Raw genomic sequence first — 21694 nt, forward strand, 5'->3', positions numbered from 1 at the left:
GATAGTCTGCGCTGAATTTGGGCTTAATTGGTCCCGACTACTCGACCGTAACGCTCTTGGCTAGATTGCGAGGCTTGTCCACATCGCGGCCGAGCGCCACCGCCGCGTGATAGGCGAGGAGCTGGAGCGGGATCGTCAGCAGGATCGGGTCGAGCTCGATCTCGTTCTTCGGGATCACGATGACGTCGTCGGCCAGCTTGGCGTCGGGCTCGCGGTGGCCGACCATGAGCACCCGGCCGCCACGGGCGCGGATCTCGCCGAGCGTGGTGAGGTTCTTGTCGAGCAGCTCGTCGTCGGGGACGATCGCGACCGTCGGCATCTCGGGGCCGATCAGCGCGAGCGGGCCGTGCTTGAGCTCGCTCGCCGGGTAGGCCTCGGCGTGCACGTACGAGATCTCCTTGAGCTTCTGCGCGCCCTCCCTGGCCACCGGGTAGCCGCGCACGCGGCCGACGAACATCATGCTCGGGTGGTCGGCGTACTTCTTGGCCAGCTCGGCGATGGCCTCGCCCTGCTCCAGGATCTGCTCGATCTGGCCGGGCAGGCGGCGCAGGCCCTCCACGATGCGCCGCCCGTCGGCGGGCGACAGGTCGCGCACCCGGCCCAGGTGCAGCGCGAGCAGCGCGAACGCCACCGAGGTCGAGGTGAACGCCTTGGTCGAGGCCACCGAGACCTCGGGGCCCGCGTGCAGGTAGATGCCGCCGTCGACCTCGCGGGCGATGGCGCTGCCCACGGCGTTGACGATGCCGATGACCCGGCCGCCCTTGCGCTTGAGCTCCTGTACGGCGGCGAGCGTGTCGTAGGTCTCGCCCGACTGGCTGATCGCGACGTAGAGCGTGTCGGGGTCGACGACCGGGTTGCGGTAGCGGAACTCGCTGGCCGGCTCGGCGTCGGCCGGGATGCGCGCCAGCTCCTCGATGAGCTGCGCGCCGATCTGGCCCGAGTAGTAGGCCGAACCGCAGCCGATGATCTTCACCCGGCGGAAGCCGCGCGTCTCGCGGGCGTCCATGTTGAGCCCGCCGAGATGAGCGACGTGGAAGCGCTCGTCGAGCCGGCCGCTCATGGTGCGGGTCATCGTCTCGGGCTGCTCGGAGATCTCCTTGAGCAGGTAGTGCTCGTAGCCGCCGGTGTCGTAGTGGCCGGCGTCCCAGTCGACGGTCAGCGGCTCCTTGGCCGTCTCACGGGCGTCGCTGGCGAAGGTGTGGAAGCCGTCGGCCTTGAGCACGGCCAGCTCGCCGTCCTCCAGGTGCACGACCTGGCGGGTGTAGCGGACCAGCGCGGCCACGTCGGAGGCGGCGAACATCTCCTTCTCGCCGATGCCCACCACGATCGGGCTGCCGTTGCGCGCCACGACCACCTCGCCGGGCCGCTCGGCGTCGATGACGGCGATGCCGTACGTGCCCACGATGCTCTTGAGCGTCTTCCTGACCGCCTCTTCCAGCGAGTCGTTCTCGTCCACGGCGTGCGCGATCAGGTGGGCGAGCACCTCGGTGTCGGTCTCCGAGAGGAACTCGACGCCGTCGGCCTCCAGCTTGGCGCGCAGCTCGCCGGCGTTCTCGATGATGCCGTTGTGCACGACCGCGATGCGCTGGTCGGCGGACAGGTGCGGGTGCGCGTTCTCGTCACTGGGCACGCCGTGCGTGGCCCACCGGGTGTGCCCGATGCCGAGGCCGCCCTTGAACCTGGCCGGCACCACCTTCGCCAGGTCGGCCACCCGGCCCTTGACCTTGCGCAGCTTCAGCCCTTTGTTGGACACCACGACCCCGGCCGAGTCGTAGCCCCGGTATTCCAGCCGCTGCAGGCCCTCCAGCAGGATGGGCGCCGCGTCCTTGGGGCCGATATAGGCCACGATTCCGCACATCGAGGTCTCCTCTTATCCGTAAACGATCCTGCGTAGCTGCCTCAGGGACAGCTCTGGCGCGGCCACCCGGCGACCGCGTAACTCGGCGGCGATCCTGGGGAAGATCTCCTCGTTGGTCCGGCCGCGCGCCTTCAACTCCCCGTGACGACGCCGGACGAACTCCTCGACGGGCTCGGAGAAGTATGAGAGCACGTCGGCGACCACGCGGGCCGCTTCGCCGGGGCCGAGCGGGCTCGTCCTGGTGAGGTGCGCGATGAGATCTTCGTACGGATGCTGCTGCCGTGCCGTGGACACAGACGAGGACACTACGGCTCTGGAACGAGACACGCCAACATCCTGCCCGATATCGGGCAGGGATTAACGCCTATCAGACGATCAGGGGAGCAATCCGCGGCTGAAGGCGGTGGCCACGGCGGCGGCGCGGTCGGACACCCCCAATTTCGCGTAAATGTGCGCCAAGTGGGTCTTGACCGTCGTCTCGCTGATGAACAGCGCGGCCGCCGCCTCCTTGTTCGTGGAGCCGCGCGCGACCAGGCCCAGCACCGTGTGTTCGCGCTCGGTCAGCTCGGCCGGCGCCGGCGCGCGGACCTGGTTGAGCACCCGGGCCGCCACCGCCGGCGACAACACCGTCTCGCCGACCGCCGCCGCCCGTACCGCGCGGAACACCTCCTCGCGCGGCGAGTCCTTGAGCAGGTAGCCGATCGCGCCCGCCGCCACCGCGGGCAGCACGTTGTCGTCCCCGTCGTACGTGGTCAGCACCAGCACCCGGGCCGACGGCACCCGCTCGGCCAGCAGCCTGATGAACTCCGCGCCCGCGAGCCCCGGCATGCGCAGGTCGGTGAGCACCACGTCGGGGCGTTCACGCTCGGCCACGGCCAGCCCGCGCTCGCCGTCGCCCGCCTCGCCGACGATCTCCAGGTCGGCCTGCTCCACGAACATGCCGCGCAGTCCGTCACGCACCACGGGATGGTCGTCCACGATCACCAGCCGTACCGTCACGACGCCTCCCACCCGGCCGCGGCGGGGATCGCGGGGACGCTCACGCTGATCGCGGTGCCCTGGCCGGGCGCGGACTCCACCTCGACGTTCCCGGCCAGCCGGCCCACCCGCTGCCGCATCGCGGTCAGCCCGAACCCGTCCACCTCCGCCGGGTCGAAACCGACACCATCGTCCCGGATGTCCGCCACCACCACATCCTCCATATACGACAGCGTGACCCCCACCTTGCCCGCCTCCGCGTGGCGGGCCACGTTCGCCAGCGCCTCCTGCACCGCCCTGAACACCGTCACCTCGACCTCGGGATGCAGCAGCCGGGCGGCCCCGGTGACGGTGAAGATCGCGGGCAGCCCGTGAGTTTCGCCCCAGCCGGCGACCAGGGGCGACAGCGCCTCCGGTAACCGGCTCCGCGCCAGCGGCCCGGGGCGCAGGTCGTCCAGGGAACGGCGGACCTCGACCAGGCTCTCCCTGGCCAGGCTCCGGGCGACGGCCAGGCGACGGCGCACCGTCTCGGCGTCGTCGGCCGCCTCCTCCGCGGCTTCGAGCTGGGTGACGATGCCCGACAGGCTCTGGGCGACGGTGTCGTGGATCTCCCTGGCCAGCCGGCCGCGCTCGCCGGCGACACCGGTCTGGCGGGCGGCGGTCAGCAGTCTGCCCTGCAGTTCGGCGTTCTCCGCACCCAGTTGGGTGAGGCGGTGGTTGGCGCTCTCCAGGGCGCGGTTGGCGGCGCGGCGGCGTTCGACCTCGGACTCCATGGCCCTGATGATCCAGCCGAACAACCCCGCCAGCGCCGCCCCCACCAGCGCGGGCAGCACCTGGGACGAGGTGAACGCCAGCGGGCCGCCGGTGATCAGGACCGCGGTGGCGGCCACGCCGAGGTAGGCGTACCAGCCGGGCAGCGCCACGAAGGCGGCCGGGAAGCAGGCGACCACCAGCAGCGCGTACGCCGGGTGGCGCGCGGCCAGCAGCCACGCCAGCACGAGGAGCACGACGAAATAGACCGCCATCGGCGCCAGTGCCCGCTCCGGCCACTGAGGGTGTGCCAGCACCATCCACCAGTGCCACGCCGCCACAGTCGCGGACAGCGCGACGTTGACGACCCTGTCGGGCGGCGGCAGCGACGAGTCGGCCACCGCGATCAGGGTCGCCACCGCCAGGAGGCCGAAGGGCAGGACACGCCACAACCGGTCCAAGTCGAGCACCGTGCCCCCTTTCAGCGCCGATAGGTCAGGCGCCGCAGCAGCGTCTCGGCGGGTCCGCGCGCCCCGGCCCTGCGCATCAGCTCGGCCGCCACCACCGTCGCCGCCCACGTGCCGAGCGCCACCGCGACCGTGGCGGCGGATCCGAGGCTCCCGCCGAATCCGAGCGTGTACGGGGCCAGCAAGCCCACGAACACCACCGACTGTAGTAGGTAGCACGTCATCGAACGCTGCCCACAGGCCGACAAAGCGGTCACCACCGGGCCACGCCGCGCCCCGACGCGCTGCGCGATGAGGCCGACCAGCGCCGCGTACCCCAGTCCGCCCGCGATGCCCGTCACCACGTGCGCGGCGTTGAGCGCCATCATCGCCACGGGCTCGCGCACGGTGAGCACCCCGGCGGCGGCCAGCGCGACGGGTAGCCCGCCGAGCACGCCGGTGATCGGCCCCCACACCGCCGCCCGCCGCACCACCGCGCCGGGTTCGGTCAGCAGCCGCCGCCGTCCCGCCCACACGCCGACCAGGGCGGCGGTGCCCACGCCCAGCATCCCGAGCGGGGTCGTCACCCACTCGACCGGCCGCAGGGCCAGCGCCGTCAGCGGGTCCCCCACCGCGAACGACCAGAAGAACGAGCGCTCGGTCACGCCCTCCGGCGTGCTGTAGACCAGGGCGGACATCAGCGCCACGGGCACGAGCCAGACGGCGGCGAGAACCAGCAGGGTCCGGTCACGCACCCGCAGTAACCGGCAGATCACCAGACCGGCCAGCCCGTAGGTCCCGAGCACGTCCCCGGAGAACAGCAGCGTGCCGTGCACCGCCCCGAACGCGAGCAGCCACAAGCTCCGCCGCCGCAGCACCCGGCGGCCCTCGCCGTCGTCGCGCCGCCGGTCCCAGATCTGCACCATCCCGTAGCCGAACAGGGCGGCGAACATCGGGTACGCCCGCGCGTCCACGAACGTCATGCTCAGCACCGCCGCCACGTGGTCGATCAGGCCGTCCTCGACGATGTGCTGCCTGATGCCGTACGGGCGGCCGTACAGGTAGATGGCCGAGTTGGCGACGGCGATGAGCGCCAGCATGACCCCTCTGGCCAGGTCGGGGGCGAGTTGACGGGCGCCCTGCTCGACCGGCCTCAACTCCAGGGCTGAAGTCACGGTTCCTCCTCGGTCCGATGGATGTCCATCGAGTGTCCGGGGAGGGACCCGGTCGCCGAATCATGCGACGGGGCGCGATTCGGCGCCCGGCCGGACGATGGCCGGCCTCCTCCATTCGGAGGATGCCGTGGTCCTCGGCTGCGGATCTGGGCGCATCCCATCCGTATCACCCGACCCGTCTGACACATCCCTTTCTGGGAATAGTTACGGTGAGTAGTCACAGCGTGACGTTCTTGGGGGAGATGTTCATGCAGCTCTGGCTCGCCACCGTACTGACCGCCAGCGTTACCGGTGTGCTCACCGCACCGGCCGTCACCGTGGTCGTTCCGGGGAGGCAGGCCGACTTCGCCTCGGCCGCGCGGGAGTTCGGGGTGCCGGAGAGCGTGCTGCTCGGGGTGGCGTACCTGGAGTCGCGGTGGGACGCCAACGGGGGGCGGCCGAGCACGGCGGGCGGGTACGGGCCGATGCACCTGGTGGACGCCTTTCCCGAGGGCGACACCCTGCCGCTGGACGCGCTCGGCGATCCACGCGGCGACGACGCCCGACCGATGTCGCGCTCTCTCGCCGACGACCTCGCCGCCTCGGCCGCCCTGCGCACCGCGGCGCCCCGGACGACCCTGCCCGAGGCGGGCCGGCTGGCCGGCGTGGAGGCCACCCGGCTGCGCGACGACCCGGCCGCGAACATCCGGGCGGGCGCCGCGCTGCTGGCGTCCTACCAGGATCGGCCGAGCACCGATCCGGTGGATTGGCGCGGGGCGGTGGCGCGGTATTCGGGTTCGGACGATCCGGTGGCGGCGGGGGCGTTCGCGGACGAGGTGTTCGCGGTGATGGAGGAAGGCGTGCAGCGGGTCACCGACGATGGCGAGTTCGTGCGGCTCGACCCCGTACCGTCCGGTGACGAGGGGGAATCTCAGGCCGACCCCGACGCGCTGCCGACGCCCAGCGAAGAACTGGACACCGACGCCGCACCGGTCGACGACGAGGCGACGGCCGACACCGAAGACCAGGGATCCGACACCGACGACCTGGACGACTTCCCGGCCGCGGGTCCCAAAGCACAGCCCGCCGGCCCGGTCACGGAATGCCCCACCACTCTCACCTGCGAGTGGATGCCCGCCGCCCACAAACGCTTCGGCAAGAAGAAGAACCGGGACTACGGCAACCACGACCACCTGAGCCGCTCCCGCGCCGTCGACTACATAGTCATCCACGACACTGAGGGCTCCTACCAGGGCATCCCCTCCATGATCCGCAACCCGAAGTACGTGAGCTGGCACTACACGATCCGCTCCCGCGACGGACATGTCGCCCAGCACGTGCCGACGAACGACATCGCCTGGCACGCGGGCAACTGGGATGTCAACACCCGTTCGATCGGCATCGAGCACGAGGGTTACCTGGCCAAGGGCGGCGCCTGGTACACCGAGGCGATGTACCGGTCGTCGGCGCGGCTGGTCAGGTTCCTGGCCGACAAGCACCACGTCCCACTCAACCGCGCCCACATCCTCGGCCACGACAACGTGCCGGGCACGAGCCAGAAGACGGTCGCCGGAATGCACGAGGACCCGGGCCCGTACTGGGACTGGGCGCACTATTTCGAGCTCATGAACAAGCCGTTCAAGGCCGCCAAGAACGGCGATTCGATCATCATCCGCCCGTCGTACACCGCCAACCGCCCTCACTTCACCGGCTGCGTCAGCACCAAGGCCGCGCAGGCCTGCCCCGCGCACGGCGCCGCCACCGTCTGGCTGCACACCTCGCCGAGCGCGACCGCTCCCCTGGTCACCGACCTCGGCAAACACCCGGGCAAGCCGAGCACGTACAGCGTGTACGACCACAGCGCCCGCGCCTCGACCGGCCAGCGGTACGCCGTCGCGGGGCGGCAGGGCGACTGGACGGCCATCTGGTACCTGGGCCAGAAGGCCTGGTTCCTCAACCCGGCCGCCGCTCCGACCGCCATCCCGGCCAAGGGCCCGATGGTCACGCCGCTGTCGGCGGGCGTCAAGGTGTACGGGCGGGCGTACCCGGAGAAGTCGGCGTACAAGAGCGCGTCGTACCAGCCGCTGACGCCGTTGAAGTATCGGATCGGGCCGGGGCAGACGTACACGGTGGGTGACACGATCACCGGCTCCTACTACGCCGCCAACGCCTTCAACCCAGCCCGGCACGTCACGACCACCGGCAAGATCCGCTACCACCAGATCCAGCTCGGCCACCGGGTCATGTTCGTGATGGCCAAGGACGTCCGCATGATCGGCTGAATTCGCCTCCGCGGCCCGCTCGGTGCGCACAGGCACTCTCCGGAGGCGATATGGTTTTCCCGTGGCCCGGCGCACGTCGCCCGGGATTCACGCGGAAGTGGCTCAGTGGTAGAGCATCACCTTGCCAAGGTGAGGGTCGCGGGTTCGAATCCCGTCTTCCGCTCGGAGCAAGACTCCTGGTGGAGTGGCCGAGAGGCGAGGCAGCGGCCTGCAAAGCCGTCTACACGGGTTCAAATCCCGTCTCCACCTCGGCGACCGGCGGACTCCGCCGGATCCGCTAAAGTAAAGTGCGGCACCACGCGGAAGTGGCTCAGTGGTAGAGCATCACCTTGCCAAGGTGAGGGTCGCGGGTTCGAATCCCGTCTTCCGCTCGGAGTTTCCAACTCAATAAAGGACGATTAGCTCAGCGGGAGAGCGCTTCCCTGACACGGAAGAGGTCACTGGTTCAATCCCAGTATCGTCCACCGGCTTTACCACCCCAGCTCACGGCACCCGCCGGGAGTCTGGGGTTTTCTGTGCTTGACGGCGATATGCGCCTGGAGGCCGGCCGTAGGCGCGTTTGAAGGCGTGGGCGAACGCGTACTCCGAGGTGTAGCCGACCTTGGCCGCCACCGCGTTCGCGGGCATGTCGGAAGCGCGCAGGAGTCGGGCGGCGATGGTCATGCGCCACCAGGTGAGGTAGGTCAGCGGCGGCTGGCCGACCAGCGTGGTGAACCGGCGGGCGAAGGCCGCCCGCGACAGCCCCGCCTGCGCGGCCAGTTCCTGGACGCTCCACTGGCGTTGTGGCTCGCCGTGCATGGCACGCAGGGCGGCCGCGACGGGCGGGTCGTTCAAGGCGGCGGTCCAGCCGGTGGGGGTGTCCTTGTGCTCGTCGAACCAGGCGCGAAGGATGTGGAGCAGGAGCACGTCCAGCAGCGCGGGCACCATGGCGTCGCTGCCCGGGCGCGCCCTTTCCAGCTCTCCGCCGAGGAGGTCGAGTGCCGCGCGCAGCTCCGGGCGGCGGCCGACGCGGGCGGGCAGATGGACGATGTCGGGCAACTGTTGCAGCAGTGGATGCATGCGTGAGTGGTCGAGCCGGTAGGCGCCGCAGAGCGTGACCGTGACCGGGGCGGTGCCTGGCGCCTCCGTGCCGGGCCGTACCTCTGCCAAGGACGCCGGCGCGTCGGCGAGCGGGGTGGTGAGACTGTCGGCCAGTCCGTGCCCGGCGCCGCGCGGCAGGAACACCACATCGCCCGGCCCGATCGCGACGGGCTCACCGGTTTCCGGGATCAGCCAGGCCGTGCCCTGCAGGACCACGTGGAATCCCGCCGCGCCGCTGGAGGCGAACCTGCGGCCGAACGGGACGTTGTGGTCACTGCGGGCCGAGTGGGGCAGGCCGGCCCGCATGGTGGTGATCACATCCGACAAGACATCCATGACGGAAGACGATAGAGCAAAGCGTCGAGCTTTCAACGCATGGGAAGTCTTGATGGCGCTCCCTACGGTAGGGGCAATTGTCCTTTACAAGGGAGATTCAGGTGAAGATCGCCATCTATGGTGCGAGTGGTTACCAAGGCAAGCTGGTCCTGGCCGAGGCCGTCCGGCGCGGCCTGAGCGTCGTACTCGCGGGCCGCGACGCCGTGCGCCTGCGGCACGCCGCCGATGCGGCCGGCCTGTCCAGCCCCGACATACGCGTTGCGCCCGTCGACGACCATGACGCGCTGGTCGCCGCCTTCGGCGCGGCGGACGCGGTCGTCAACTGCGTCGGTCCTTTCACCCCGACCGGGGCCGCGGTGGTCCGGGCCGCGATCGCCGCGGGCCGCCACTACGTCGACACCGCCGGCGAGCAGCCGTACGTCAAGAGCATCTTCGACACCTTCGGGGCGCAGGCGCAGGCCGCCGGGGTCACCGTGGTGCCCGCCGCGAACGACGCCTGCGTTCCGGCGGATCTGATCGCGGCCCTTCTCGCCGAACGCCTCGGAGCGCTTGAGGAGATCACCAGCGTTCATCTCATCGCCGGCGGCGGCGCGCCGTCCCGCGGATCACTCCGGTCGGTGATCGAGAGCATCGACATCATCGCGGCCGGTGGCCTGGGCTATCACGACGGTGACTGGCGGACAGGCCTCCCCGCCCGTACGACCTCGATCTTTACGCCGCGGAGCGCCGAAGCGGTGCCGGTGGCGAAGTTTCCCCTGTCGGAGGTCGTGACCATCCCCCGCCATGTCCGGGTCCGGCATGTCGAAGGGCTGGCCGAGGCCGCCCTTGTCGCCCGGCTGAGCGTTCCCATCGACCCGTCGATCATCGCCGGTCTGCCCGAAGGGCCCGACGAGCAGGCTCGTACCACTCAGCGGTTCACGTACCTGATCGACGCCGTCGCGCTCGACGGCCGCCGGGCCCGCGGCGTGGTGGAAGGCCCGGACACCTACGGCATCACCGCGGTGATCGCGGTCGAGAGCGCCCGCCGCCTGATCACCGACCCGGCCAAGCCCGGGGTGCTCGCTCCCGCCGAGGCCTACGACCCGACCGCCTTCCTGGACTCTCTCCTGCCGCACGACGTGCGCTGGACCATCGAGGAGGAGACGTGAACAATCCTGCGTCGCCGCCGCGACTGCCTTTCCGCCGAGGCCGGCTCACGGGCGGGGAGTCCGGCTCACGGGCTGGGAGTCCGGCGGCCTGATCGACGCCGATCGCGCCGGATCCGGCATCCCGAGATCTGAGGCTCACTCGTGCGGGAGCAGGTAATGCCAGGCGAGTGCGATCAGCTCGCCTGAGGACGTCCGGTAGATGTTCCAGCGGCCGTCGCGTGGTATCAGGCGGGCGATCGTGCGTGCCTTGTTGCCCTTGTAGTTCTTCCTGCCGGAGCGCGGCTGCGTTTCCGGCGGCAGGGGGACGCCCTGGGGCCAAGGCTTGACTTCGGCCTGGGCCGTCGTGAGGTGCTCGGCGTACAGCCTGACGCGGTCGGTGGTGTACTTGCGGCCTGTTCCGGTGACGCGGTCGGCCAGGCGGGAGAGGCGGTCCCGGGCGTCGATGAGGGCGGGGGCGTAGCTGTCCGGGGTGTTTTCCAGGTGCGGTACGTAGACCTCGCGCATTCCGGTGCCGCTGTCGACGCCGAGGATCGTGATGGGCGCGTCCAGCACCCTGCGAGAGCCGGGCTTCGGCGTGGCGGTGGCGGGCTGGCCGGTCAGGTCGCGGTCCAGGGCCTTGACCAGGGCTTCGACTTCGGCGGGTGGGAGGCGTAGTTCGTGGGTGGTGTCGGCGATGGCGAGGCCGTCGGCGTACAGGACCAACAGCGGCGGGCGGACGGCGACGAGGCCGGGGGCCATCAGGCCGCCCACGTGCGACCATTGGGTGACGGGACGCCTGACCGGAGACGCCTGGGATTTGTGGATCGCAGTGCCGCCGCATGCCGTGAGCAGCAGCACCAGTGCGACGATTCCACTCCATCTCATACCCTTGAGGACGATCACTCAGGTCGCGCGGTTCAGAGCGGAGCTCAGGCGGGCTTCGAGGTGCGACCGGCATTCCGGCCACTCCCGCGCGATCACGGAGAACATCGCCGAGTCGCGGAGCAGACCGTCCTCCCCCGGGGCCCAGGACGGCGACCAGCTCCGGAGCACCCCTTCGAACCGCGCGCCGGTCTTCTCGATCGCGGCGCGGGAACGGCCGTTGCGGGCGTCCGTCTTGAGGTCGACCCGGGCCACGTCCCATTCCTCGAAGGCGTGGCCGAACAGCAGCAGCTTCGACTCCAGGTTCAGCCCCGTGCCCTGCGCCGACTTCGCCAGCCACGTGAACCCGACCTCGACCGCGCACAACCGCTCTCCCCCGGGCCAGAAGCGCGGGTCCCAGAAGGCCGTGGCTCCCATGGCCCGGCCCGACGCCTTCGCCACCTGCGCGTACGGTGCCAGCCTGCCCGTCGCGGCCCGCTCTAGTTGCGCTTCGATGTACCCGCCCACCTCGGCCGCCTCCGGGACCCAGGTGAACTCGTACGAGCTCCGGTCCTCTTCGGCGGCCAGGGCCAGGTCGTGCGCGTGCTGGTGGCCCAGTGGCTCCAGGCGGACGAGCGCGCCCTCCAGCGTGGGCCCTTCAAGCTTGAAACTCATCGGCACTCCCCGGCTCGCGGGCGATCATCCTCACCCACCCTGAACTGGGACGTCAAGGAATTTCTGCCCAGACGCGCATCGAGCCGGAGCGGGCCGTCCTCCGCCAGGCCGGTTCCGAACAGCCCTTCGAACCGTCCTCCGCCAGGCCGGTTCCGAGCAGCCCGTCGAACCGCACGCTCGCCGCTTCCCGCCGCGTGTCAGCGGCGGCGTCAGGACGGCGACGGCCCGGTATCAGAGCGGTCGGCGATGGTGGATCCCATGAACGGCTCAGCGATCGCGGCGGCCTCGGGGCCACGGCGACCTCATTCCCGGCCCCCGTGCAGGTCCGCCCAACGGTGAGCCCCGGCCATCGAGAAGCCCGGTGCCCCCACCAGCACCACATCCCACCGTCCACCCGATTCATACCGGTTTTTAAGGAGCACACACCATGTCCATCACCCTGACCGCCCAGGACAAGATCACCCTGCGCACCGCCGCGTGGGGCGCCGTCTCGCTGATGGCCGCCGCCGACGCCGGCGGCAGGCCCCACAAGGCCGCCGCCGAAGGCTCCATCGCCCTGGCCTCCGCGACCGGCCTGTCCGGGCACGTCCTCGCCGAGTGGCCCAAGGGCGTGAACCTGAAGGGCAAGTCCGTAGCCGAACTGGCCGACCTCGTGCTGCCGGCCCTGACCGCGTCCATGAGGCTGCTCAAGCGGCAGGACCCGGCAGAGGCGGAAAACCTCCGCCGCACCGTCATCGTCGCCATCGAAGCAGCCGCCCGCACCCACCTGGGCCAGCCCACTCCCATCCTCGCCGACATGATGCGCAAGATCACCGCCGCCCTCGACGCCGCTTGACGGCCTCGCGACCCGCGCTGCCATCCGTCCCCGGGAGCGGCGACGTGGCGGCCAGGGACGAGCCTGGCCAGGGCCGGGGCGAGCCGGCTTGGCCGCCCTGGCAAGCCTCGCCCCACCCTGGCGGTTGCACGCCGCCACCGGACATCACACCCTGATCAAACCCGCACCACCCCTGGACGCCCTCGCCATCCGGAGTTCTCAAGCGAACCCACCAGCCGGCCCATCGAAGATCGTTAAGCCCCCAAAGGCAAGTATGCTGACCGCGATCGTCCGCGATGGCAAAGGAGCCGCCCATGACCGCCGACCCCACGATGGCCCGAATCGCCCAAGGGGTGGAGCTGAATCACCACCAAGGTCAGCGTGAAGCAGCCCGCGACTTGTTCGCGCGGATCTGGGACGACATAGGCGGCGAGCAAGGCGACCCTCTGCATGTCTGCGTCCTTGCCCACTCGATGGCCGACGTGCAGGACGACGTGGACCAGGAGCTGATGTGGGACCTGCGAGCACTCGCCGCCGTCGGCCAGATCACCGACGAGCGGGTGGCCCAGGCCGGCGTGCCGCTTTCGGTGGCCGGCCTGTACCCGTCGTTGCACCTGAACCTGAGCGAGTGCTATCGCAAACTGGGCGACCTCGACCGCGCCCGTGAGCACCTCCAGCGGGCACGGGACGGCATCGGCGCACTCGGCGACGACGACTACGGAAAGCTCATCAGGGACGGCCTGGAACAGGTGGCCGCACAGTTGGACGCCGCCACCTGACCGCGAGCCGATCCGAACCTGAAGGCCGGCCAGATGCGCGTACGGACGGCTGCGCCCGCAGCCTATGATCACGGGCCTATGAGGCAATCGCGCACGCTATCCGCCACGGAAGTCCCTTCAAAACGTCTCCTGCTCCGCACGGCGCAAGCCACCGACCGTGAGGGATTCATCGAGCTCCTGACCGATCCCGAGGTACAGGCGTACATCGGCGGTCCCCAGCCTCGGAGTGACGTCGAGCAGCAGGTCGACGCAAGACTCGCCGACGTGACGCCCAAGCCTGGCAGGTACGTCATCGCGGACGGCACGACGAACCGATTTCTCGGAATATTGACCCTCAACCGTCGGTCCCCCGAGGATGGCGGGGAACTGGAACTGGGCTATGTACTGCGACGCGGCGCGTGGGGCGCGGGGTTCGCCTTCGAGGCCGCGACGACCGCGCTGCGCGCCGCAGCCGACGAACTCCCCGACCAGCCGGTCTTGCTCGTGACCCAGACCGCGAACAAGCGATCTCTGACGCTCGCCACCCGCCTTGGTTTCCGCCCTGTCAGGACGTACGAGGAGTACGGCGCCGAACAGACCCTCTGCACCGCTCCCCTCTCCATGTTCCGAACCTGATCGCAACATCCAACACAGCGCCCCTCAGAAGGGATCGGCAATAGAGCAAGCAAAGCCTTGGAGAGCCGCAGCGCCCGGAACCGGTTCGTGTCAAAGTTCTTGCTTGAGCGCGGTGTTCATCGCGGAGAACCAGGCGGCCGCGTGAGGGCAGGCGTTCCTGATGGTGTCTATGCCGATCTCGGCTATGACGAGCGGGCCGTCGGAGGTCTTGCGGTAGCGCGGATACAGACGCAGGAGACGCTTGGAGGGGGCCGTGCCGACCCCGTCGTTGACCAGTTCGGCGCCTTGGGCGTGCATCACCATCGCTTGGACGGCATGGGAGAGCGCGTCATCGCCGGTGAGTTCGCCGAGTGCCTCATGGCCCAGCAGGACCGTTTGGTCGTGAGGATGGACCAGGTGACGTAGGCATCGGAGCCGAGCAGGTAGGGCTCGATGACTTCGCGTACCACGGTCTCTTCGGTCTGGCCCTCGCACAGGATGTGCAGGCGGCGCATTCCCGTCACCGCGGCTCGGCCTGTGGCCTGCCACCTCGGCCAGTTGGACGATGGCGTAGGGGTGCAGACCGAGCTCAGGTTCGTCGAGTACGACGAGGCTGGGAAGGTCGGGCAGGCTCAGCAAGGTCGTGAGGCAGATGAAACGGAGCGTTCCGTCCGACAGCGCGTCCGCCGGGAAGACGACGTCCGAGCCCTCCTGTTGCCACCGCAGCCGGAGCCGGCCGTTCTCCTCGATGAGCACGAAGTCTCTGAAGAACGGCGCGACCTGCTGGATGGTTCGGACGATCCTCCTGTACGCGGCGCGATCTTCCTGCTGAAGCCGAAGCAGGACGGCGGCCAGGTTTCGGGCGTCGGGGTGCAGCGCGATGTTGTCGGAGGCATACCCTGTCTGCTTGACCGGGGCGTTCGCGCTGGTGTCGTGGAAATGGAAGACGCGACAGCCTCGCAGCGTGTCGACGACTTGCCCGGCGACGGAGGACAAGCCTTGCTCATCGAGCTCGTCCAAGAGGCGGGTCTCCCGATGTCCCCGCCCCAGGACATGTCCTTCGCCGTCCAACTCGATATCTTCGGTGCCGAAGATCAGCTCGTCGCGTGCCGCCGGGATGAGGTTGGCATGATATTTGCCGGTCGCGAATTCCAGGCTCAGGTAGATCTCTGGGCCGTTCTCACTTCCGCGATGGAGCAGGGCGGAGGCTCCACCCGCCTGGCCTACGAACAGGTTCAGCTCTTCGTCGACGATGCGGCCTAGCAGGGCGAGGACCGAGATGAAGTTACTCTTGCCCGCGCCGTTGGCACCGATCAGAACATTGAGATCACGCAACTCCACCTTGGCAATCTCTGCGGCGCCATGTGCCCAGCTTAGGGTGATCCACCCGGGCGGCGTGCTCACCCTCCTTCAGTCGGAGAGTGCCGGTCGCGTGGAGTTCGGGGACGCGTTGGTACGGCTGAGACTTTCGCTCCCTGCACCGGGAATCCATTGGCCCACCTGGTGAGCGGGCAAGGGGGCCTACTCCAGGGGGTGGGGGGTGACGACTATGGTTTCTACGCCTTTTTCGGTGAAAGGCTTCAGGGATTCTTCTGTGGCGGTTGCGTCTGTTACCAGGGTCCAAGTCTCTGGCATGCGGGCCCAAGCGTGGAACGGGCGGCGGCCCAGTTTGGTGGCGTGGACCAGGACGTAGATGTGGCGTGCGCGGTCCATCATCAGTTCCTTGAAGCGGGTCTGCTGCAGGCTGGCCTCGCAGATGCCCTCCTCCGCCGTCACCCCGTCCGCGCCCAGGAACACGCGGTCGAAGGTCATGCGGGTCAGGGCGGCTTCCGCCAACGGGCCGATGAAGCCCTGGCTCACGTGGCGGAGGGTGCCGCCGAGGCATTCGACGTGTACGCCCGTCGCCCCGGCCAGCTCCTGCAGGGCGTTCAGGCCCGTCGTGGCCACCGTCAGGTCCACCGCGTGCCGAAGTTCGTGGGCGAGGGCGCCGGTGGTGGAGCCCGAGTCGAGCAGGACCGTTTCGCCGGGGCGGATCTGGGCGGCGGCCCAGGCGGCGATGGCACGTTTGGCCTCGAACGCCTCCCCGATGCGCTGCCGTAGCGACGCCTCCGGGTGGGTGACGACCGCCATCGCCCCGCCGTACGTACGGGCCAGCAGGCCCGCCGCCTTGAGATGGGCGAGGTCGCGGCGGATCGTGGAGGCCGTCACGCCCAGTTGGGCCGACAGCTCCTCGACGCTGGCCAGCCCGGTGGTGGTGGCCAGGCGGACGATCTCGTCGCGGCGAACCTGTGCTGCGCGGCCCATCGGTGGTCGGTCCTTTCCCGTCACAGGCCCCGCGCGGACGACAGCTCGGCCGCCTGGCGCAGGGCCTCGATCATGCTACCCGGGTCCGCGACGCCCTTCCCCGCGATGTCGAAAGCGGTGCCGTGGTCGACCGAGGTCCTGATCACGGGCAGGCCGACGGTGATGTTGACGCCGGCCTCCAGGCCCAGGATCTTGACGGGGCCGTGGCCCTGGTCGTGGTACATGGCGACGATGAGGTGGTAGTCGCCGCGCCCGGCCAGGAAGAAGGCCGTGTCGGCGGGGAGCGGGCCGTGGACGTCCATGCCTTCGGCGCGCAGGAGGCCGATCGCGGGGACGATCTTCTCTTCTTCCTCGCCGTAGCCGAACAGGCCGTTCTCGCCGGCGTGCGGGTTGATGCCGCAGACGCCGATCTTGGGACGCTCGACGCCGGAGCCGCGCATGGCCGCCTCGCCCCGGCGGATGGTGCGTTCGACCAGGCCGGGTTCGATGCGGGCGACCGCGTCGATCAGGCCGATGTGGGTGGTGACGTGGATGACCTTGACCTTGGGGGTCGAGAGCATCATGGACACCTCCTCCGTACCGGTGAGGTGGGCCAGCAGCTCGGTGTGGCCGGGGAAGAGGTGGCCGGCCGCGTGCAGGGCCTCCTTGTTCAGCGGGGCCGTGCAGATGGCCCGGACCTCGCCGGACGTCGCCAGCTCGCTGGCCAGCCGGACGTACTCGTACGCCGCGTGACCCGCCACCGGCGACACCTCGCCCCACGGCAGGTCGTCGGGCAGGAGACCCGGGTCGATGACGTTGACGCGGCCCGGCTCGAACACGGCCTCGGCGACGTCGTTCACGGTCACCACCTCCGGCCGTACACCGAGGAAGCCGGCGGCCCTGCGCAGGCGTGCGGCGTCACCGATGACGACCGGGCGGCAGAACGTGGCGACCTCGGGGGCGAGGAGCGCGCCGACGATCACCTCCGGTCCAACGCCGGAGCCGTCCCCCATGGTGAGGGCGATGAGAGGGGTGCTCATGTCAACCTTTCGTCGAAGGGTGCGAGGTGGGCGGCCATGCGGAGGAGGCTGTCGCGGTCGCCGAAGCTGCCGGGTCTGGTGACCACCGAGTGGCCTTGAGGGGTGCGGCTGTGTACGGCGCCGTGGTGGACCTGGCCGACCGGGATCAGTTCGCGCACGTCGAGCGCCTCCAGGACGCGGCGAGCGGTCTCTCCGCCGGTCAGGATGAGTCGCGCCGGGGAACCATCAAGAGCCCGCGCAACCAGCCGGGCCAGGGCATCCGTGAGGGAGGCTTCTGCCACGGTCAGCACCGTGGGGCCGGTGGTGAGGGCCGCTCGGAGGCGTCGCGCCGTGGCTTCCGGAATGTCCAGGTCGGCGGTGGTGAGGGATATGTGGTGCGCGCCGTGGTCGATGAGGAGTGCGGCCTGCGCGGCCGCGCTGGGGGCGGCGGTGCCGACCACGACAAGGAGCGGGGACGTCTCGAAAGACGAAAGCGACGAAGGCGCGGGTGGGTCATTCGGGAAGGTGCGGCCGAGGACGGCGGCGAAGGTGCGGCCAAAGGCGGTGGCGAGGCCGCCGGCGCCGATCAGGCGGGTCCGCGGGTCGGCCGCGAAGGCGGCGGCGACGATCGCGTCCAGGTCGCGGTCCGTTTCCGCGTCGCACACCGCCACCCCGCTCGCCCGCCCGATCGCCGCCGTCAACCCCCGGTGATCGGCGCGGACGGTGGCGAGCGGCACGTGGGTCACGGTAAGCCCGTCGAGAGCAGCGGCGACAGAGGCGGGTGCCGGGCGCGGTTCGATGTGCCAGGCGCGCGTTTCGCGCAGCGGGACCCCGTTCACGTACGGCACCCCGCCCACGACGGTACGCCCCGCGGCCGGCAGCGCGGACGCGAAGACGACAGGGCCGGAGACGGCGGAGACGGCGGAGACGGTGGCGGCCACGTCCCCCCGGAGCAAAGAGTCGATCTTGACGAAGATCCGGCGGTCACCCGCCTGCGCGAGCGCCTCCCGTACCAGCTCGGCGGCCCTCGGATGATGCCGGCAGTCCAGGTCGGCGACGAGCACCGGATCGGAGAAAGACGCGTACGGCCCGGACAGCGCGATTCGCGCAGGACGCGCGGGTGACATGAGTGCCGCCGCCACCTCCGCCGCCCCCGACAGATCGTCGGCCAGGGCGAAGAGAGGAACCCAGGGCCGGCCGATTGCGTGAATCACGCGATGAGTATTGCACGAAACGCGCACGTTATGCCACAGTTGCCCGCAAGTAACGCGGGCGTGTCCCGCACCCCCCAGATGGAGGGCTGAATGTCTCAGTCCACAACCCCGGAGGTCTCACGCCGCGCGTTCCTGAGATTGGGGGCCGCGGCGGGCGTCGGGCTCGCCGCCGGATGCGCCGGCCCGACAGGTAGCCCCGCGCCCGGATCGATGGTCCTCGCGCTCAACCGCTCCCTGGTCTCCCTGGACAACAAGCTCAACCAGTTCGAAGCGGCGGTCACCGTGCAGCGCGGCGTGCGCCAGGCGCTGACCAGGATCGGCCCGGACCTGGCCACCCAGCCGGTGCTCGCCGAGCGCTTCGAGCTGACCGCCCCCACGGAGTGGACCGTCCGGCTGCGCGCCGGCGCCCGCTACTCCGACGGCTCCCCCGTCACGGCGAAGGACGTACGGACGGCGCTGGAGATGTACCAGGAGGTCAACGGCTCGTTCATCGCCTCCTTCTTCCCCGAGTGGCCCGAGGTGGTGGAGGACGACGAGCGCACGTTCCGGCTGCGCACGGGCAGGCCGCTGCCCGTCCTCGACTATCTGATGGCCAACATCCTCATCACCCCGTCGGCCGCCAACCGGCCGCAGGAGCTGCAGAACGGCCTCGGCAGCGGCCCCTACACGGTCACCGCCTCCGACCGGGGCACGGGCGTCTACACATTGCAGGCCAATCCGGCCTATTGGGGTACGCGGCCGAGCGTGCGTACCGTGCACGTGCGGTTCATCCAGGAGGAGTCGAGCCGGGTCGTCGCCCTGCGCAGCGGCGAGATCGACGTGATCGACACGATCTCGCCCGACTCGGCCGAGCAGTTGCGCGGCCTGCCGGACGTCGAGCTGACCTCGGCCGTCGGCACCCGCATCAACCAGCTCTTCTTCAACTTCCGCAAGCCGGCCGGGCATCCGCTGGCCGACGCGCGGGTGCGCAGGGCGCTGACCTTCGCGGTGGACGGCAGGACGCTGGCCGAGGATGTCCTGCAGGGCACGGTGATCGCGGCCGAGGGCGTCGTCAGCGGCATTCTGGCCGGCGCCGTCAAGACCGGTCAGTACGTGTACGACCCCGCCATGGCCACCCGGCTCCTCCAGGAGGCGGGCATCCGGCCCGGCGACCTCAACTTGAAGATCATCTGGGAGAGCGGCGAGTTCCCCAGCGACGCCCTGCTCATGGAGGGCGTCCAGCAGATGCTCGAACGCGTCGGCGTACGCTCCACGCTGCGGCAGTTCGAGCCGGGCGGCGACATCTCGAAGTGGCGCCAGGGCCGCGCCGGCGACTGGGACCTGCTGGGCAACGGGTTCTCGGTGCCGACCGGGCTGGCGTACTCGGCGCTCCAGGGCATGTACGGCGGCACCGCCGAGAAGGAGAAGACCCGCGACACCTACCACGGCTACGTGCAACCGGCCGTGGTGGCGCTGCTCGAACGCGCGGCCCAGGAGGTGGACGCCCAGGCCAGGCTGGCGATCGTGGCCGAGGCCCAGCGCGCGGTGTGGGAGACGTGGCCGTGCCTGTGGGCGTTCGTCCCGCGCTCGCTGCTGGCGCACCGCAGGCGGGTGCGCGGCCTGGCGCTCGAACCGACCAATTCCTACGACCTCGCCGCGCTGCGGCTGGACGGGTGAGCCATGATCGGTTACGCCGTGCGGCGGCTCGGGCAGAGCGTGCTGACCGTGTTCCTCACCGTGTCCACGGTGTTCGTGCTGATCCGGCTGGCGCCGGGCGACCCGGCCGCGTCGTTCGCGGGGCCGCTGGCCACGACCGAGGACCTGGCGAAGGTTCGGGCGATGTTCGGGCTGGACGAGCCGCTGGCCGCCCAGTACGGACTTTTCCTGAAAAATCTCCTGACGGGCGACTTCGGCACTTCCTACTCCTTCCAGGCCCCGGCGCTCGACGTGGTGCTGGGCCGCCTGCCGTACACGATCACCCTGGCCCTGTCCGCCATCCTGCTCACGGCGGTGATCGCCATCCCGCTGGGCGTGTGGATGGCGCGGCGCGCCGACACGCGCAGGGAGCTGGCCGCGAACGTGCTGACGATCGCCGGCCAGTCGATGCCGGAGTTCTGGACCGGCGTCATGCTGCTCACGCTGTTCGCGATCGTGGTGCCGGTGCTGCCGGCCTCCGGCTTCGCCACGTGGGGCGGGCTGGTGCTGCCCACGGCGACCGTGGCGATCCTGCAGGTCGCGCTGATCTCGCGGCTGGTCAGGCGGGAGATGGTGACGAACCTCGCGGCCCCCTATCTCACCGTGGCGCGCTCGCGGGGCGTCTCGGTGTTCGGGCTGACCTGGCGGTACGCGATGGCGAACTCGGCCATCCCGGTGCTGACGGCGCTGGGCACGCGGTTCGCGGCGATGGTGAACGGCGTCGTCGTGGTCGAGGTGGTGTTCGCCTGGCCGGGCGTCGGCTCGCTGGTGGTGCGGGCGCTGGAGACCAGGGACTACCCCTTGATCCAGGCGACCGTGCTGGTCACGGCGGCGGCCGCGGTGCTGGTGCAGTTCCTGGTCGATCTGGCCTACTCCGTACTCGATCCCCGCATTCGCCTGGGAAAGGCGGTCACCCGATGACCACAGCCGTCACGCCCGCGCTGCTGGCGCGGGCGGCCGTGACGCGGCGGCGCAAGGGACGCAGGCTCAAGCTGGTGGCGGGCTCGATCTGCACCGCGATCGTGGTGCTGCCGGTGGCGCTGGCGAACGTGCTGCCGATTCCCGGCTCCGACCAGCAGGATCTCGGCGCGCGGCGGCTGCCGCCGCTGACCGGCGGGCACCTGTTCGGCACCGACCAGCTCGGCCGTGACCTGCTGGCCAGGGTGCTGCACGGCGGGCAGGTGTCGCTGCTCATCGGTGTGCTCGCGGTGCTGGTCTCCGGGCTGGTGGGCGTCCTGGCCGGGTCGGCGGCCGGCTATTTCGGCGGCTGGGTGGACGCGGTCGTCTCCCGGCTGCTGGAGGCGCAGCTCTCGTTGCCGCTGCTGATGATGCTGCTGCTCGTGGTGGCCCTGTTCGGGGCGTCCGTGCCGGTCATCACGCTGGTGATCGCGTTCGCGCAGTGGCCGGAGGTGGCCCGGCTGTCCCGGTCGCTGGTGCTGGTCGAACGCGAGAAACCGTACGTGGACGCCGCCCGCATGCTCGGCCTGCGCCGGGCCGCCGTGCTGGCCGTCCACGTCATCCCGAACATCATCCGGCGCGCCGGGCTCGTCGTCCTGCTGCTGCTGGCGCAGGCCGTGCTGCTGGAGAGCGCGCTCAGCTACTTGGGCGCGGGCCCGCAGCGGCCGTTCGCGACCTGGGGCCGGATCATCTCCGACGGCCAGGACTACATCACCACCTCCTGGTGGCTGGTGACGCTGCCTGGCCTGGTGATCGTGCTGCTGGTCGTCGGGGTCAACCTCGTCGGCGACGCCCTGTACGAGAGGCGGTGAC

General features: G+C 70.2%; 20 protein-coding genes and 4 tRNA genes. 12 read left to right on the top strand and 12 right to left on the bottom strand.

Going from position 1 to position 21694, the window contains the following annotated elements:
- Positions 1–37 precede the first annotated feature (37 nt).
- The 5 genes from glmS to C4V41_RS07095 form a co-directional block, all read right to left on the bottom strand.
- Positions 38–1858, bottom strand: coding sequence for a glutamine--fructose-6-phosphate transaminase (isomerizing) (glmS, locus tag C4V41_RS07075; protein WP_103954967.1), 1821 nt, complete (start codon positions 1856–1858; stop codon positions 38–40).
- A gap of 12 nt (positions 1859–1870) precedes the next feature.
- Positions 1871–2152 (bottom strand): hypothetical protein, encoded by a 282-nt coding sequence (locus tag C4V41_RS07080; protein WP_103955662.1) that lies wholly within the window; start codon positions 2150–2152, stop codon positions 1871–1873.
- Between the two features lie 81 nt (positions 2153–2233).
- Positions 2234–2857, bottom strand: coding sequence for a response regulator (locus C4V41_RS07085; RefSeq protein WP_103955663.1), 624 nt, complete (start codon positions 2855–2857; stop codon positions 2234–2236).
- Entirely contained in the window at positions 2854–4056 is a 1203-nt protein-coding gene (locus tag C4V41_RS07090) for a sensor histidine kinase (RefSeq protein ID WP_103954968.1), read from the bottom strand. The genes C4V41_RS07085 and C4V41_RS07090 overlap by 4 nt, the downstream gene beginning before the upstream one ends.
- Before the next feature lie 11 nt (positions 4057–4067).
- Positions 4068–5207 carry a DUF418 domain-containing protein gene (locus tag C4V41_RS07095; protein ID WP_200823811.1) on the bottom strand — a complete coding sequence of 380 codons (1140 nt, stop codon included), beginning with the start codon at positions 5205–5207 and terminating at the stop codon, positions 4068–4070.
- Between the two features lie 248 nt (positions 5208–5455).
- On the opposite strand from C4V41_RS07095, the gene C4V41_RS07100 reads away from it, so the two are divergent.
- The 5 genes from C4V41_RS07100 to C4V41_RS07120 all read left to right on the top strand — a co-directional run bounded on the left by C4V41_RS07100 (position 5456) and on the right by C4V41_RS07120 (position 7932).
- Positions 5456–7468: an N-acetylmuramoyl-L-alanine amidase gene (locus C4V41_RS07100; protein ID WP_103955665.1), complete on the top strand. Its 2013-nt coding sequence runs from the start codon at positions 5456–5458 to the stop codon at positions 7466–7468.
- Positions 7469–7559: 91 nt separating this feature from the next.
- Positions 7560–7631: transfer RNA gene (locus C4V41_RS07105), tRNA-Gly, on the top strand.
- Positions 7632–7646: 15 nt separating this feature from the next.
- Positions 7647–7717 (top strand) — tRNA-Cys (locus C4V41_RS07110).
- 50 nt (positions 7718–7767) lie between these two features.
- Positions 7768–7839 (top strand) — tRNA-Gly (locus tag C4V41_RS07115).
- Positions 7840–7860: 21 nt separating this feature from the next.
- Positions 7861–7932 (top strand) — tRNA-Val (locus C4V41_RS07120).
- 19 nt (positions 7933–7951) lie between these two features.
- Here the strand turns inward: C4V41_RS07120 and C4V41_RS07125 are convergent.
- On the bottom strand, positions 7952–8884 hold the full coding sequence (locus C4V41_RS07125) for an AraC family transcriptional regulator (RefSeq protein WP_103954969.1): 933 nt from the start codon (positions 8882–8884) through the stop codon (positions 7952–7954).
- A 101-nt stretch (positions 8885–8985) separates the two neighbouring features.
- On the opposite strand from C4V41_RS07125, the gene C4V41_RS07130 reads away from it, so the two are divergent.
- A complete protein-coding gene (locus tag C4V41_RS07130; protein ID WP_103954970.1) occupies positions 8986–10032 on the top strand; it encodes a saccharopine dehydrogenase family protein in 1047 nt (348 codons plus the stop codon).
- A gap of 135 nt (positions 10033–10167) precedes the next feature.
- Here the strand turns inward: C4V41_RS07130 and C4V41_RS07135 are convergent, their stop codons facing one another.
- The gene (locus C4V41_RS07135) at positions 10168–10896 is read right to left on the bottom strand and encodes a hypothetical protein (protein WP_146103578.1); all 729 of its coding nucleotides are present in this window, start codon (positions 10894–10896) and stop codon (positions 10168–10170) included.
- Positions 10897–10914: 18 nt separating this feature from the next.
- Complete coding sequence (locus C4V41_RS07140) at positions 10915–11547, bottom strand: GNAT family N-acetyltransferase (RefSeq protein WP_103954972.1); 633 nt, start codon at positions 11545–11547, stop codon at positions 10915–10917.
- Between the two features lie 427 nt (positions 11548–11974).
- Between C4V41_RS07140 and C4V41_RS07145 the strand changes: the two genes are divergently transcribed.
- The 3 genes from C4V41_RS07145 to C4V41_RS07155 all read left to right on the top strand — a co-directional run bounded on the left by C4V41_RS07145 (position 11975) and on the right by C4V41_RS07155 (position 13755).
- On the top strand, positions 11975–12382 hold the full coding sequence (locus C4V41_RS07145; protein WP_103954973.1) for a hypothetical protein: 408 nt from the start codon (positions 11975–11977) through the stop codon (positions 12380–12382).
- A 293-nt stretch (positions 12383–12675) separates the two neighbouring features.
- Positions 12676–13140: a tetratricopeptide repeat protein gene (locus C4V41_RS07150; protein WP_103954974.1), complete on the top strand. Its 465-nt coding sequence runs from the start codon at positions 12676–12678 to the stop codon at positions 13138–13140.
- Between the two features lie 78 nt (positions 13141–13218).
- The gene (locus tag C4V41_RS07155) at positions 13219–13755 is read left to right on the top strand and encodes a GNAT family N-acetyltransferase (RefSeq protein WP_103954975.1); all 537 of its coding nucleotides are present in this window, start codon (positions 13219–13221) and stop codon (positions 13753–13755) included.
- 90 nt (positions 13756–13845) lie between these two features.
- Here the strand turns inward: C4V41_RS07155 and C4V41_RS07160 are convergent, their stop codons facing one another.
- The 4 genes from C4V41_RS07160 to C4V41_RS07175 form a co-directional block, all read right to left on the bottom strand.
- On the bottom strand, positions 13846–15138 hold the full coding sequence (locus tag C4V41_RS07160; RefSeq protein ID WP_103954976.1) for a DUF4276 family protein: 1293 nt from the start codon (positions 15136–15138) through the stop codon (positions 13846–13848).
- Between the two features lie 117 nt (positions 15139–15255).
- Positions 15256–16038, bottom strand: coding sequence for a DeoR/GlpR family DNA-binding transcription regulator (locus C4V41_RS07165; RefSeq protein WP_103954977.1), 783 nt, complete (start codon positions 16036–16038; stop codon positions 15256–15258).
- Between the two features lie 20 nt (positions 16039–16058).
- Entirely contained in the window at positions 16059–17057 is a 999-nt protein-coding gene (pdxA, locus tag C4V41_RS07170) for a 4-hydroxythreonine-4-phosphate dehydrogenase PdxA (protein ID WP_103954978.1), read from the bottom strand.
- A complete protein-coding gene (locus C4V41_RS07175) occupies positions 17054–18250 on the bottom strand; it encodes a four-carbon acid sugar kinase family protein (RefSeq protein ID WP_103954979.1) in 1197 nt (398 codons plus the stop codon). Before C4V41_RS07175 ends, pdxA begins: the two co-directional genes overlap by 4 nt.
- A gap of 90 nt (positions 18251–18340) precedes the next feature.
- Here C4V41_RS07175 and C4V41_RS07180 point away from each other — a divergent pair, with 90 nt between their 5' ends.
- From C4V41_RS07180 to C4V41_RS07190, 3 genes are read left to right on the top strand one after another with little or no spacing between them, the layout of a single operon-like run.
- Complete coding sequence (locus C4V41_RS07180; protein WP_103954980.1) at positions 18341–19906, top strand: ABC transporter substrate-binding protein; 1566 nt, start codon at positions 18341–18343, stop codon at positions 19904–19906.
- A gap of 3 nt (positions 19907–19909) precedes the next feature.
- Positions 19910–20845 (top strand): ABC transporter permease, encoded by a 936-nt coding sequence (locus C4V41_RS07185; protein ID WP_103954981.1) that lies wholly within the window; start codon positions 19910–19912, stop codon positions 20843–20845.
- Entirely contained in the window at positions 20842–21693 is an 852-nt protein-coding gene (locus C4V41_RS07190) for an ABC transporter permease (protein WP_103954982.1), read from the top strand. Before C4V41_RS07185 ends, C4V41_RS07190 begins: the two co-directional genes overlap by 4 nt.
- The last annotated feature ends 1 nt before the right edge of the window (position 21694 follow it).

The sequence above is a fragment of the Nonomuraea solani genome (assembly GCF_900108335.1).
Classification (GTDB): domain Bacteria; phylum Actinomycetota; class Actinomycetes; order Streptosporangiales; family Streptosporangiaceae; genus Nonomuraea; species Nonomuraea solani.